Genomic DNA, 13,539 nt, shown 5'->3' on the forward strand with positions numbered 1-13,539 from the left:
CAAAGGGGTGTTGATCGGCGATTTGTCATTCTTAATGCTCACTAAGTGAGCAAGCGATCTCTTTATTTATTTGCGGCTATATAACAACGGATTCAGCTCAGAAGCAGCTAGCTCCCCCGGCTGCAAGCCAGGAAACCACCTTTTCAAATCACTTTCACGCGCTTTACTATCCGGTTCAGCAATTCGCAAGCCATCTGCATAATAAATAACCGTCATGACTTTACGCATCGTATCCGTCGGATTGCCTGGCGCGCTATGCAGCGTCCATCCAGCATGGAACGTTGCATCTCCTGCAGCCATCGCACCGTGAGATTTGGTTTCGAACCCTTTCCCCTCGATATAGCTTGCCAGCGTACGATGGGATTCATCGGAAATAACCATCTTATTAATGTAGCCCATGAGATGGGATTGTGATGCGAAAGTCATCGAACCCACTGCTTCAGAAATAGGTACAAGCGGCATCCACATCGTAATCGTCTTATCTGTATCCAGCGGCCAATAAATTTGATCTTGATGCCAAGCGGTATGACCGCCGTGCGGTTCCTTATACAAAGCCTGATCATGATACATACGAACACCATCAACGCCCATTAAGTCAGCGGCAATTTTGGCAAAACGCTTAGCAAACACGAAACGTTGAATCGCTTCACTTTGTTCCCATAAATTCGAAATTTGGATAAATGCCTTCCCATACGTATCACGTTGATCCAGCGGTTTGTCTTGGTTGTTCAACGTTTTCACTAAGTCGGAGATAATCGGTTCATAAATATTGATCTCGGCTTCGCTCGCTACTCCGCGAAGAACGATATGGCCATCTCGCTGATAGCTTTCCTGCTGCTCTTGCGACAACGCGTAACTGTCTTCTAAAACTGGCAATGCGTTGACTTGATTCGTCTCTAGATTACTCATACGCTATGCACCTCTATTTGTCTATTTATAGCTTTATTATAGGACCCAACTGCTTTATAATCTTTGTCAAACAGGGTTATTGATTTGTCAAAAACAACTGGATTAGACCTATCACTTATACTACAATAAAAAGTGGTTGTGTAAATGCCGGCAACAGAAAGAGAGGCCCAGCCATGCTACAAGAATTGTTGAAATCCCCTCCGATTGTCCCTTACATCAGAGAATGTGACTTTGCCGTTCGCAAACCTTGGAATTACCCAGAGCGAAGACTCCTCGACTATTTATTGGTATACATCCAGGAAGGTACATGCTGTTTCTGGGTCGATCAGCAGAAGTACATATTCAATCCAGGTCAATTCTGTCTCGTCCAACCAGGCAGCCTGCTTTCGTTAGAGGGACTAACGAGCACGGTCACACCTTTTCTCCACTTTGACATCGCCTATAACCACGAAAGAGAAGATAGCTTTCCCACACGACCAGGACAAATTGACCTATCTGCCTATAGCCATCTGATGCAACCAACTCTTCAAGAACTATTCAATATTCGAGTTCCCGTACACGTCCAACCACAAGATCCCCTTCTGCTCAAAGAAAAACTGCTACAAACCATTGAGCTTGTCCATTTGCCTAATCCGCTTAACCAACTAAGAGCTCAGCAAATTATGCTAGAAATCATCCTAACTCTATTAGAATCGTATCAACGCGAGGTTCTTTCACCTACGCCATCCCTAAACTGGATCACCTCCTATTTCTCAAATCACTTGAGTGATCCCCTTTCAGTTCAGGATATGGCGGATCGCGCCAATTTATCTGTTTCTAGGTTTAGTTTCCTCTTCAAGCAACGTTACGGCACTTCTCCTCATCAATACTTACTGCAGATGCGCATTCACCATGCCAAGGAATTACTTATCAATACAGAGCTCAGTCTTGAATCCATCTCCGAATATTGTGGCTTTGCTGATTTGCATCATTTTTCTAAAATATTCAAACAACGCACTGGCGCGTCACCTGGTGAGCATCGAAAATCAAGAAAAAATCCCTCCAACCGATAATCGCTATCGGAAGAAGGGATTTTTCATGTCATTAACTATTTCCCAGGAAATAGGATTTTATAGTCCTAATCGAAGTAAACAGCTTTACCTGTTTTCGCAGACTCATAAATGGCTTCCAAAATCTCGGATACCACACAAGCTTGCTCTGGCGTAACAACTGGTTCAGTATCGTTCTCTATCGCTTGAATCCACAATCTCATCTCTAGATCTGAGGCAACTTCTGCTTTTCCATCATAAAAAGCAACTCCGCCCGCTTGCAATTCCACTTCTGTCGTGAACAAGCGACTGTGCTTCTCGCCATTAATGCGAAGGCCGCCTTTCATATCAGCGCCGCCTTCCGTTCCGGAAAGTGTACATTTCGCTTCATCAACCTCAAGCGTATTCAATGCCCAGCTCGATTCAAGAATAATCGTGGCACCATTTTTCATCGTAATCATGCCAAATGCGGAATCTTCCACGGTGAACTTAGCTGGATCCCAAGGTCCCCAAGCATTTGCCGCGTTCTCACGCTGGGATAGCTTGTGATACGAAGTTCCCAAAACAACCGCTGGCTCATAGTTGTTCATCATCCACAACGTCAAATCCAAAGCATGCGTACCGATATCGATCAACGGGCCTCCACCTTGTTTCTCTTCATCGAGGAATACACCCCATGTAGGTACAGCGCGGCGACGAATTGCATGGGCCTTAGCAAAATAAATGTCACCAAGCTCACCTTCGGAACAAAGCTTATGTAAATGTTGACTATCGCCACGGAAGCGATTGTTGTAGCCAACGGTAAGCTTTTTGCCAGTACGTTTAGCTGCTTCCACCATACGTCTTGCGTCAGCTGCTGTTTTCGCCATAGGTTTCTCTGACATCACGTGCTTGCCTGCTTCCAAAGCAGCAATCGTAATTTCCGCGTGGGAATCATTCGGCGTACACACATGTACGATATCGATGGAGCTGTCTTTCAACACCTCACGATAATCTTCATAAACGCGAGCTTCTCCCTTGCCAAACTTCGCAGCAGCTTCCTGCGCTTTCTCCGAAATGATATCACAAAATGCTACCATTTCTACATTGTCCAATTTGCTTAGACTAGGCATGTGTTTGCCATTGGCAATCCCTCCACACCCAATAATCGCGATCCGATACGTCGTTGACATGATGTTCCTCCTCTATAATGATCCTGCAAATTCTTATAATGACAGTACTCATATGTATATATTAATTATACCCAATACCCCCGTTAATAAAATTCCCGATTTTGCGAATATTGTATGCAATTGTGTTATCTCATTACATAGAACACGATATCCCACCCACGCACAGCACTTAACTGGAAAAAATACAGCTATTTCGAAGAGAAATCCCGGAAAAAGCGATTTAGATGGAAAATATGTAGGTAAATCTCGACATTTTGTTCATATCAGCATCATCAGCCAAAATTAACTGCATGAAATCCATTTATTCCTCATTTCAGACGGAGTCATCAAAAATTAACTGTATAAAATCCATCTACTCGCTTTAGATGGCGTGACTTGGCGTACTCCTATCCCTCCCTGAACAGAAAAAAAGCACGGCCACTGACTAATCAGCATCCATGCTACTTACTTTTTAATCATCGTGGCTACAAGCTTGTACCCCACGCCGCGTATTGAATCAATCTGAACCGACTGCTGATTCATTTCCAACTTTTTGCGCAGAGAGCTCACATGCACATCAACCGTACGCTGGCCCCCAATATAGTCGAAGCCCCACACGATATTCATAAGATCATCTCGTGTAACAACGACGCCTGGTCGCTGAACCAGATATAACAGAACCTCAAACTCTTTAGGACGCAACGGAATCGACTCACCATTGAGCACAACTTCATATTTCTCTGGATAAATACGAAGCTCACCAGCCTGAATCACTTTCTCATTTGATTTGGCTATATCTGCAGCCGCTTCATCCGATTGTGTACGCCGCAAGACAGCAGCCACACGCGCAAGCAGCTCGGCCACCCCAAATGGCTTCGTGATATAATCATCCGCCCCATGCTTCAAGCCCTGTACAACTTCATCTTCTGCGTTGCGAGCCGTCAGGATAATGACAGGCGTTCGATTTCCTTTCTGCCTAAGCTTCGCCAACACTTCAAAGCCACTAAGACCTGGCAGCATAATATCCAAAATAATCAAATCATACGACTGCTGAAGCGCCTCCTGCAGGCCATCTCCACCATGATCAATGACCTTCGTATCATAGGCTTCCTGCGAAAGATTATAAGATAACAACCGAGCCAATGTCGGCTCATCTTCAATTACTAATATCTTTTGTGCCATGGGATCCCCCGCATTTACAGTTTATTAACAATGCACAACTTGAGTGTATCACACAAATGTAAAGGCATTGTAAAGCCTTCGTCATCGCGGTGTAAATCCGCAACTTATTATCGGCCTATTTTAATGAATCACAGGCAATTCAATAATAAATTTCGTACCTACGCCAACTTCACTCTCAACGCGAATCGTGCCTTTATGCATTTCCACTAAATGCTTAACGATGGACAACCCTAGACCTGTACCGCCTGAGCTTCGGGATCGCGCTTTATCCACCCGATAAAACCGTTCAAAAATACGCGGCAAATCCTTCTTCGGAATTCCCATCCCCGTATCCGAGACAATGATGCGCAGTCGCTCATAATCCCCGTCAGCATTGGTCTCCAGAGGTTCTACACGAAGCCTGACTTTCCCGCCATCTTGCGTATAGGCAATGCCATTGGACAGCAAGTTGATGATAATTTGTCGCAACCGATCCTCGTCCGCTTCAATATACATATCATCCTCAACCGTCATACTGAGCTCAATATGCTTCTTCTCGGCTTCTTTTCGCAATACACTAAGTGATCTATCTACAAATTCAGGCAAATAAACAGGAGAGAAATTCATCGGAATTCGCTTCGATTCAATCTTCGAAAGTTCTAGAATATCCCCAATCAATCGGTTCAACCGCTCACTCTCATCAAAAATGATTTGCAGAAACGATACCGCCGTTTCCTTATCGTTCAACGCGCCTGCCAGCAGCGTCTCCGCAAAGCCCTTTACTGCCGCAATCGGCGTCTTCAGCTCATGGGAAACATTCGCCACGAATTCACTGCGCATTCGCTCTAACCTGCGAACCGCCGTGATATCGTGCAGGACGATAAGCACGCCTGACCATTCTTCATCTTCATGTGCGATAGGACTCAAATGGATATCCAGGATACGCTCAGCTGGGTAGTAGAACATCATCTCGTCTGAAATCGGTTCCTGAAGCTCAATGCATTCTTGAATCATCTTGGTAAAATCATATTGCTGCTTTGCTTCATTATATTTCTTCCCTAGTAGCTCTTGGGAAGAGAATCCCAGAATAGCTTCAGCCGAAGGATTGAGCAGCATAATCCGCTCTTCGCGGTCAATCATCATGATACCGCTCATCATATTTTCCATGACGCCTTGAAGTCTGCGTTCATTTTCTTGGATGCGCGCCATTTGTCCTTGCAAGCTTTCAGACATACGATTAATAGCCTGCCCAAGCTGCCCTACCTCATCATTCCGATAAGCAGGGACACGAGATTCATAATTCAAATTCGTGATTTGCTGCGCTACTTTCGTCATCCGCTCGATCGGACGTGTAATTCCTTTAGCAATGCGATAACTGACAATACCTGCAATAACAAAGAGGATCGCGAGTCCTGAAATAAGGAAATACCAGAGACTGCGAATGGATTTATCTACTTGAGCTAAGCTCAACGAAATGCGTAAATACCCCATTGTCACTTTGGCATCATTTTTAACCGGAATAGCGGCGTACAGCATGTTCTCCTTTAGCGTGTCACTATACCGTGTCGTATAACCAATGCCATCTTTAGCCGCTGCCGCGATTTCCGGTCTTATTAAATGATTGTCCATCTGCTCTGGCAGTTGGTCGGAGTCACCGAGAACTTTGCCGTCAGCACGTACATACGTCAATCGCTCTGTTGTCGCGTCTTTGAGCCGGTGGGCCTGCGCCGTATAATACTTGATCAACTCCGCGTCCGTCCCTTGATAATCCCATACACCACTGGAAGCAATGACATGAAGCTCTCGCTCCATATTTTCTTGTAATGAATTCACATGTGAACTCTCGAGAACCTTTGCCATGAAAATACCGGCAACCAACATCGAGCATCCAATTAATAAGATTAAAATCAGGGTTAACTTTGCACGAAATTTCGTCATGGATGCATGAACCTCCAACAGGGTTGTGTACCGATGTAGTCTATAACATATAGAAAAAGGGCTACTCTAAATAGTAACCCTAATTTCTACAGCTAATCCAGTATTTTTTTTGTAAAGGTGATCTCGAGCCATTTATTATTTGAAGACGGGCTCTTTCAGAGCTGCTAGTTTTTCTAACGAGTTCTTCTCTACATCAGCATGTAGACTGTTGCCATGTGAATCCATCGTCACGATCGCAGCGAAGCCTTCTGTTTCCAAGTGCCACATCGCTTCTGGAATACCGAATTCTAGATAATCAACGCCTTCAACCTTTTTGAAGCATTGTGCGTAGTACTGTGCAGCACCACCAATGGCATTCAAGTATACGCCGCCGTGATCTTTCAACGCCGCTAGCGTTTTCGGCCCCATGCCGCCTTTACCAATAACCGCGCGAATACCGAACTTTTTAATAATATCGCCTTGGTAAGGCTCCTCACGAATACTCGTTGTCGGCCCAGCGGCCTTCACGTGCCACTCACCCGCATCATCCTTAGCCATAACTGGACCGCAGTGATAGATTGCTGCGCCATTTAGATCGATTGGTGCATCGTGATCCATCAAATATTTGTGCAGCGCATCGCGTCCAGTGTGCATCGTCCCATTAATAACAACGACATCACCGACCTTCAAGCTGCGAATTTGCTCTTCCGAAATTGGCGTCGTCAATACGATCTCGCGGCGCTCTTCTTGTGGCGTGTTTCTAGCTTCTTCCGCACTTGCTTCGAAAGCCTCTTGGAAGGAAACCTCAACACCTCGTGGATAAGACCAGCCATTGATTTCCCCTGTTTCAGCATTCAAGATCACACCTTGGCGACGGAACGCCCAACAGTTATACGCCACAGAAACGAAGAAGCTAGCTGGCAAACGGTTCATCACGCCGACTTTACAACCAAGCAAAGTGACTTGACCGCCAAAGCCCATCGTACCAATTCCAAGCGTGTTCGCATGCTCCATCACGTACTCTTCGACCTTACGAAGGTCTGGATGTGGGTTTACATCGTCAACATGGCGGAACAATTGATGCTTCGCAAGCTCGTAACCGCTTGTCCGATCGCCACCGATGCCAACACCAATAAAGCCTGCGCTGCAACCTTGACCTTGTGCTTGATACACCGCGTGCATAACGCACTTGCGAATCCCGTCGAGGTCACGACCTGCTTTACCTACACCTTCCAGATCAGCTGGGAGGCTATATTGAATATTTTTGTTCTCGCAACCGCCGCCTTTGAGAATGAGCTTCACTTCCACATCGTCGCGTTCCCATTGCTCAAAATGAATAACTGGTGTTCCTGGTCCGAGGTTATCCCCGCTATTAGCACCCGTAAGCGAATCTACGGAATTCGTCCGAAGTTTGGAAGCTTTCGTCGCATTCGCAACGGCTTCAAGGATATGTTTCTTCATAACAATTTGGTTTGCCCCAACTGGACAGTGTATAATAAACGTTGGCATTCCTGTATCCTGACAAATCGGGGATACATTCGTTTCCGCCATATGAATGTTATCGGCAATTCGGGATAGCGACAACGCGGAACGCGTGCCATTGTCCTCTTTTATTTGTGCAGCCTGTACCGCACGACGAACATCACCAGGAAGATTCGTGGATGTTTCTACAATTAAATCATACACACTTTGATAAAAATGTTGCATAACGCTTTCTAGCTCCTCTCAATTACCCGCATAATCGTAAAGAATATAAACCATTATACCATACCTCATAGGAACAGTTCGACGGTTCTTGTGAGCAAAACAAGGAGATTCACTGACATGTATAAACGGATTGCGATTTCGATTCTCGTTAGTCTACTGGGGCTTACGCTTTTGCTAACCCCCTTGCAGGCTGAACGGTCCGAGACCATTTACTACCAAGATCAGGTTGCCGTCCTGATGTATCATCACATCCATGACACCGATACAAGCTCAAGTACAATCACAAGTACTCTATTTCAGAATCAGTTAACAACTCTGCTCAGCAAAGGCTATCATTTTATTTCATTAGATGAGTTTAAAATGTATTTGGCAGGCGCAACGGTTCCATCGAACGCGGTGCTGGTCACTTTTGATGATGGGTATCAAAGCTTCTTTACAGGAGCTTATCCGATTCTCAAAAGCTTACGCATACCCGCTGTCAACTTCGTCATCACAACGGATTTAGCGAACCCCTTGGCCTCCTATATTCCGTCGATGTCCAAGGAGCAAATCAGCGAAATGACGCATATGACGAATTTCATCGACATCGGCTGCCACACGGACAACCTTCACCACAAGCTCCCGAGTGGAGAAGCCGCGCTTGTAGGCAGGCTTGATGGAGAGAACGCGGATGCTTACCAGCAGCGCGTGTTCTCAGATGCGCAAGCCTGCATCGGCAAGCTTGCACCGCTCACAGATAACAAGCCGCTCGAAGCGATGGCGTATCCTTACGGCATCACGTCGCCTGCGGCGACGGAACAAGTGAAGAAGGCGGGCATCCGCTACGCCTTCACGATCTCGCCCGAGATGGCGACGCGCAGCGCCGATCACATGTTGATCCCGCGGATCAACGCGGGCAGCCCGAACATCACGCCGGAGCTGCTGCTGCGCTCGATCCAGCGCCGTGTCCAGGCGCAGCGTGACAGCGCGCCGCTGCGCTTGGACGCCGCCGCTGCCATCGCGCAGCTCGGCGGCAGCGCCACGGCTGAAGGCGGAGAGCTTCGCCTCCGCCTCGGGCAACAGGCATTCACCCTGCAGGTGAATGCCAAGACCGCAACGCGCGGCGGCGACGCGCGCGTCCGGTTGCGGGAGCCCGTGCTGCGTGAGCACGGGAAGGTCACGATCGCGCTTGACGATCTGCAAGCGCTGATCGGGCAGTCGCTCGTCTACACCCCAGCCACCGGTAAGGTGGATGTACGGGTGGCGCCGAGCGTGAAGTAGCCCTTGGCGGGAGCGCGCCTCCCGCACATCCGAACATGAAGGAGTTCACCCCATGAATCATCACTTTTTCGCTTACTTATATCGACTGAAATATATCGACCGCTGGAGCCTCATGTGGAACATGCGCCGCGAGAACGTAGCCGAGCATTCCTTCTACGTAGCTTCGATCGCGCACATGCTGTGTACCATCTCCAACGAAGTCTACGGTGGGAATGTCCCGACCGACCGAGTTGTCTCCATCGCATTGTTCCACGATGCCTCCGAGGTGCTGACGGGTGACATCCCTCAGCCTGTGAAACACAACAATGAGCAAATTCTGCGGAATTTCCGTGAGATTGAAGACGTCGCCGTAGAACGGCTGATAGGCACAATCCCACCAGCGCTCAGCAACATCTATCGTGGCCTCATTCAAGATCCTGACCCTGAGCTCTACCGTTGGGTAAAGGCCGCTGATCTAATCGAAGCCTATATCAAATGCTTAACAGAGCTTTCTACCGGCAACCGCGAGTTTGTTGTTGCCAAGCAGCAAGTGCTCGACAGCTTGAAAAAGATGAACATGCCGGAAGTCGATTACTTCTTGGAGCATATGAGTGCCTCCTTCGAGAAAACGTTGGATGAGATCACGTTGGATATCGCGGACCCGAGCTAATTTCAGTCTCAGACTCAAATAACTGGAAAACCTCCAGCTATATTCTCAATATGCAGCATATAATCTGATTTAGATGGATTTCATGTAGCTAATTTGCTCATTTTTCAGCCATTTTGCCGAAATGTCTGAAATTAGCTGTACAAAATCCATCTATATCAAGAAAGCCCTCAATTTCTGCAAATTTAGCTGTATAAAATCCATCTATTCTGCAGATCCAGCAACTAGCTGGGCTTTGGCGTTCATCGAACCTACACCAAAGAACCTCCTTTCCACTTGGAAAGGAGGTTCTTTACATCTCTAAGACTATGCCAAAATTTGAGGATTTGTCATAATCACAATAGCTAGGATAACCGCGATAGAACCGATCCAGCTGAATGTTTTAATTTTCGCAGCATCCGCTTCAGTACTTTTACCTGCTGCACTGTTCGCTCTCAATTTCTTGATGCGACCACCGATCATTCCTGTAACTGCCCCCACAATTACAAGTAAAATGATTGCAAGTGCCATCCACAAACCAGAAAAACTACCTTCGCTGACCATTGCTCCTCCAGAGATGAAGGTAACAATCAAAGAAAACTGACCAATTCGGTTAAGCGTAGATAGTAATCCCATGAAGCTTTCTTGTCCTGCGCCGGATAAGCTAGCAGCTCGTCCTACAATGAAAGGGAAAACAACATAAGATCCAAGCAATAAAGCACTAATTACGTGTAAAAAAAGCATAACATGTTGCACTGATTCTGGCATTAAGTCGACCTCCGCAATTTTAATTAGAATCGTTCTCTTTTAGTATACAGAATCGGAATGTGGGTAACAAGAAAGCGATGTCAAAATTCTTACAAATTCACCATATCTCCATAAAACTGTGACTAATTAAGCAGAAAACAACCCCTGATCCCCTTGCGGAAGCCTGCGAACATGGACATGGAATGACCTTTCGTCCCTTCCGTTGTCCATTCATCCGAAGGCTTCCATACTGGAAGCTGGCGTTGTTCTACCTTTGTGTAAATCTTATGGTCTTATGGCATCGGCTCTGCTGCTACATTCGCAATCGTCACGGCTTCTGTGAACTTATTCGTTGTATTCTGTCTAATCCGCATGCTCGCTGCTCCAGATGCGGTCGTATTGATTTGGACATTCACAATCTTCTCCGCGTGCCCGCTCGCATTCGCCGTCATCGAGAAGCTCGTGCTATATCCATACGCAGCTGGCCATGAACCATCACTATTCTGTACCTTCGCCACTTGCGTTCCAGAGCTGTTGTAAATACCTAGATTATAGCCAGTGATGGTTGAGTTCGCAGCTAACCCGTTCATAATAATCTTTACTTGGAATACGTAATGATTCGGCAGCTGAGATTGATGAACGAAAGCGAATGGGTCCGTTGTATTCGTAGAGGAAGCAACTCCATACGATCCTATTTTATAAGTCGTCGGATCATACCACTTATACCCTGCTGCTGGTGCTGCCCACGGCTCCGCTTGCGGCTCCGTCGTGTTAGCCGGCTGCTCCCATGTGAATAGCGTGGTCGCCGTGTCTAAAGTCAATCCAGACACCTGAGTCAAACTCGTGTAGCTCTCTTTGGTGGCTAACCAATTGACCATATTGACGAGCAAGGTTGCGTCATTCTGCTCCTGAAAACCGGCATATGTCGTTTTCGTACCGCCTGTTTCCTCTCGCTTATATTTCGGTGTTGCATCCTCAACAGGCGATGAATCACCGATGAAGCCCGCTTTACCAGCGCTGACTTTGGAAACGGCCACATACGGCCCTTCCGCTATGCCTCCGCCGTTGTATACCCCTTGATCTACCGCACTCGCCCATTTCGTCGTCGTGGCCGGCAAATACACGATACCTTTTGCTTTGTTAGGGTCGGTAATCGCTAAGGTAGAACCTGCATGCATAGCCACGGTGGAAACTCCGCTTGTTATGCCAAACCCCTGCGTACCGCTCACCATATTGTTCGCCGTGATATCACCTAGCGCATTGTATCGGAAACGTACACCGAAGTTCGTCGATAACCAGTCTGAGCTTGCTACGCCTGACATCGCTGCCGAGGTTGCCTCTGCGGCACTCATTCCTAAAGCAGGATTCGTCCAAGCACCTCGACGATAGCCATTGAATACCTCTGAAGCGTCCCAGCGGTTCTTATTCCGATCTGCATTGTAATGATCGCCAATGAAGAAAATGCTACCGCCTGCTTGCACGTACTGCAGCATAGCGCTTTGTTCTGTGGTTTTATATGGAATATTAGCTTCCCCTATAACGAATACATCATAAGCAGATAAGTCCGAAAGTGTAATTGCTGTGCTTTTGCGTAATTCCTTCACATAGTAACCGGCGTTTCCTAGCGCATTTGCGAAATCAGAGAAAGCCCCATCGATTACCCAATCTGCCGCTCCTGCAGTCTGACCATGGGTATTATCAAACAAGACCTTTTTTCCATTAGGGGATGCAGGCGTAATCGATGGTGCTGGATCATTTGGTCCTTCCGCCCATGCTTGCGGTACGACGCTTACCAATGTACTAAATATTGCCGCGGTAACCCACAATCTTCGCAAGCCTTTCTTGCTAAACCAACTTCTTCTCAACATTAATTCCCACCATCCTATGGAATAATTAACCAATGTAATTTGGCTATACATATCGTATCATAGGCCACACGCATGGGATAGATTCTGGAAATTAATTTACAAATACAACATTTTTTTGTGCATCATTACAAAAAAAAGGCCAGCCCCCTAAAACCTAGGAGACTGGCCTCTCATTTATTAACCTGCGACTACTTTAATGACGTTACGTACGGATTCAGCTGTTTTGTCCAAAGCTGATCGTTCAGCGTCTGTCAATTCGATGTCCATAATTTTCTCAATGCCGTTAGCACCCAGAACCGTGAGAACTCCCATGAACAGGTTGTTATAGCCGTACTCGCCTTCAAGCAGCGCGATTGTTGGAATGATTCGCTTCTTATCTTTCAGGATGGCTTCCGTCATTTGCACAAGAGAAGCCGCTGGTGCGTAGTATGCACTACCGTTACCAAGCAGGTTAACGATTTCGCCGCCGCCAGTACGTGTACGTTGAACGATGGCTTCGATGCGATCAGCTGCAATCAGCTTCTCAATAGGCACCCCGCCAGCGTATGTGTAACGCACGAGTGGTACCATGTCATCGCCATGTCCACCGATAACAACCCCCTTCACATCCTCAACGGATACGTTCAACTCTTGCGAGATAAACGTCAGATAACGGGCTGTATCAAGTACACCGGATTGACCGATAACGCGATTTTTCGGGAAACCTAGCGCCTGGTAAGCGACGTAAGTCATTGCATCAACAGGGTTACTCAAAATGATCACGATGGAATCAGGAGCAACTTCCTTTACGTTCTCACATACGGATTTCACGATACCCGCATTTGTGTTAACAAGATCGTCGCGGCTCATCCCTGGCTTCCGAGCAATCCCTGCCGTGATGATGACAATGTCAGAATCAGCTGCATCCGCATAACTGGATGTACCTGTTATTTGAGCGTCAAAGCCTTGCACTGGACCTGCCTCAAGCATGTCAAGTGCTTTCCCCTTTGTAGGGTTTTCTAATTGCGGAATATCGAGTAAAACAACGTCACCAAGTTCTTTTTGAGCTAGCATTAGAGCAGTAGTAGCACCTGTGAAACCCGCGCCAACAACGGTAATTTTATTACGACGAATAGCCATTTAAAATGTACCTCCTCATAATCTTTTGTCTAACTCAACGACAGGTA

11 protein-coding genes are annotated in these 13,539 nt (G+C 46.8%); 3 read left to right on the forward strand and 8 right to left on the reverse strand.

The window, feature by feature from the left end; genetic code table 11:
* Positions 1-66 precede the first annotated feature (66 nt).
* Entirely contained in the window at positions 67-909 is an 843-nt protein-coding gene (locus ASL11_RS31655; protein WP_056624004.1) for a phytanoyl-CoA dioxygenase family protein, read from the reverse strand.
* A gap of 173 nt (positions 910-1,082) precedes the next feature.
* Here ASL11_RS31655 and ASL11_RS31660 point away from each other — a divergent pair, with 173 nt between their 5' ends.
* Positions 1,083-1,961: an AraC family transcriptional regulator gene (locus ASL11_RS31660; protein ID WP_056624007.1), complete on the forward strand. Its 879-nt coding sequence runs from the start codon at positions 1,083-1,085 to the stop codon at positions 1,959-1,961.
* A 65-nt stretch (positions 1,962-2,026) separates the two neighbouring features.
* On the opposite strand, the gene ASL11_RS31665 is transcribed toward ASL11_RS31660, so the two are convergent.
* The 4 genes from ASL11_RS31665 to ASL11_RS31680 all read right to left on the reverse strand — a co-directional run bounded on the left by ASL11_RS31665 (position 2,027) and on the right by ASL11_RS31680 (position 7,873).
* Entirely contained in the window at positions 2,027-3,109 is a 1,083-nt protein-coding gene (locus ASL11_RS31665; RefSeq protein ID WP_056624010.1) for a Gfo/Idh/MocA family protein, read from the reverse strand.
* Positions 3,110-3,553: 444 nt separating this feature from the next.
* The gene (locus tag ASL11_RS31670) at positions 3,554-4,270 is read right to left on the reverse strand and encodes a response regulator transcription factor (protein ID WP_056624013.1); all 717 of its coding nucleotides are present in this window, start codon (positions 4,268-4,270) and stop codon (positions 3,554-3,556) included.
* A gap of 120 nt (positions 4,271-4,390) precedes the next feature.
* Positions 4,391-6,187 (reverse strand): two-component system histidine kinase PnpS, encoded by a 1,797-nt coding sequence (gene pnpS, locus ASL11_RS31675; protein WP_056624016.1) that lies wholly within the window; start codon positions 6,185-6,187, stop codon positions 4,391-4,393.
* Between the two features lie 135 nt (positions 6,188-6,322).
* Positions 6,323-7,873, reverse strand: coding sequence for a fumarate hydratase (locus ASL11_RS31680; RefSeq protein WP_056624020.1), 1,551 nt, complete (start codon positions 7,871-7,873; stop codon positions 6,323-6,325).
* A gap of 117 nt (positions 7,874-7,990) precedes the next feature.
* On the opposite strand from ASL11_RS31680, the gene ASL11_RS31685 reads away from it, so the two are divergent.
* Together ASL11_RS31685 and yfbR are read left to right on the forward strand one after the other, a co-directional pair.
* A complete protein-coding gene (locus ASL11_RS31685) occupies positions 7,991-9,133 on the forward strand; it encodes a polysaccharide deacetylase family protein (protein ID WP_056624023.1) in 1,143 nt (380 codons plus the stop codon).
* Positions 9,134-9,185: 52 nt separating this feature from the next.
* Entirely contained in the window at positions 9,186-9,782 is a 597-nt protein-coding gene (gene yfbR / locus ASL11_RS31690) for a 5'-deoxynucleotidase (RefSeq protein ID WP_056624026.1), read from the forward strand.
* A gap of 303 nt (positions 9,783-10,085) precedes the next feature.
* Here the strand turns inward: yfbR and ASL11_RS31695 are convergent, their stop codons facing one another.
* The 3 genes from ASL11_RS31695 to mdh form a co-directional block, all read right to left on the reverse strand.
* Positions 10,086-10,526, reverse strand: a complete 441-nt coding sequence (locus tag ASL11_RS31695; protein WP_056624029.1) for a hypothetical protein — start codon at positions 10,524-10,526, stop codon at positions 10,086-10,088.
* A 272-nt stretch (positions 10,527-10,798) separates the two neighbouring features.
* Positions 10,799-12,373 (reverse strand): DNA-binding protein, encoded by a 1,575-nt coding sequence (locus ASL11_RS31700; RefSeq protein ID WP_157257127.1) that lies wholly within the window; start codon positions 12,371-12,373, stop codon positions 10,799-10,801.
* Between the two features lie 177 nt (positions 12,374-12,550).
* Entirely contained in the window at positions 12,551-13,492 is a 942-nt protein-coding gene (mdh, locus tag ASL11_RS31705; RefSeq protein WP_056624033.1) for a malate dehydrogenase, read from the reverse strand.
* Between the last annotated feature and the right edge of the window lie 47 nt (positions 13,493-13,539).

Source organism: Paenibacillus sp. Soil750 (assembly GCF_001428045.1).
GTDB classification, from domain to species: domain Bacteria; phylum Bacillota; class Bacilli; order Paenibacillales; family NBRC-103111; genus Paenibacillus_E; species Paenibacillus_E allorhizoplanae.

What these genes read in the sequence shown, in the direction of transcription:
- ASL11_RS31655 (WP_056624004.1), bottom strand. Translation starts at nt 909, where the DNA reads ATGAGTAATCTAGAGACGAATCAAGTCAACGCATTGCCAGTTTTAGAA.
- ASL11_RS31660 (WP_056624007.1), top strand. Translation starts at nt 1,083, where the DNA reads ATGCTACAAGAATTGTTGAAATCCCCTCCGATTGTCCCTTACATCAGA.
- ASL11_RS31665 (WP_056624010.1), bottom strand. Translation starts at nt 3,109, where the DNA reads ATGTCAACGACGTATCGGATCGCGATTATTGGGTGTGGAGGGATTGCC.
- ASL11_RS31670 (WP_056624013.1), bottom strand. Translation starts at nt 4,270, where the DNA reads ATGGCACAAAAGATATTAGTAATTGAAGATGAGCCGACATTGGCTCGG.
- pnpS (WP_056624016.1), bottom strand. Translation starts at nt 6,187, where the DNA reads ATGACGAAATTTCGTGCAAAGTTAACCCTGATTTTAATCTTATTAATT.
- ASL11_RS31680 (WP_056624020.1), bottom strand. Translation starts at nt 7,873, where the DNA reads ATGCAACATTTTTATCAAAGTGTGTATGATTTAATTGTAGAAACATCC.
- ASL11_RS31685 (WP_056624023.1), top strand. Translation starts at nt 7,991, where the DNA reads ATGTATAAACGGATTGCGATTTCGATTCTCGTTAGTCTACTGGGGCTT.
- yfbR (WP_056624026.1), top strand. Translation starts at nt 9,186, where the DNA reads ATGAATCATCACTTTTTCGCTTACTTATATCGACTGAAATATATCGAC.
- ASL11_RS31695 (WP_056624029.1), bottom strand. Translation starts at nt 10,526, where the DNA reads ATGCCAGAATCAGTGCAACATGTTATGCTTTTTTTACACGTAATTAGT.
- ASL11_RS31700 (WP_157257127.1), bottom strand. Translation starts at nt 12,373, where the DNA reads ATGTTGAGAAGAAGTTGGTTTAGCAAGAAAGGCTTGCGAAGATTGTGG.
- mdh (WP_056624033.1), bottom strand. Translation starts at nt 13,492, where the DNA reads ATGGCTATTCGTCGTAATAAAATTACCGTTGTTGGCGCGGGTTTCACA.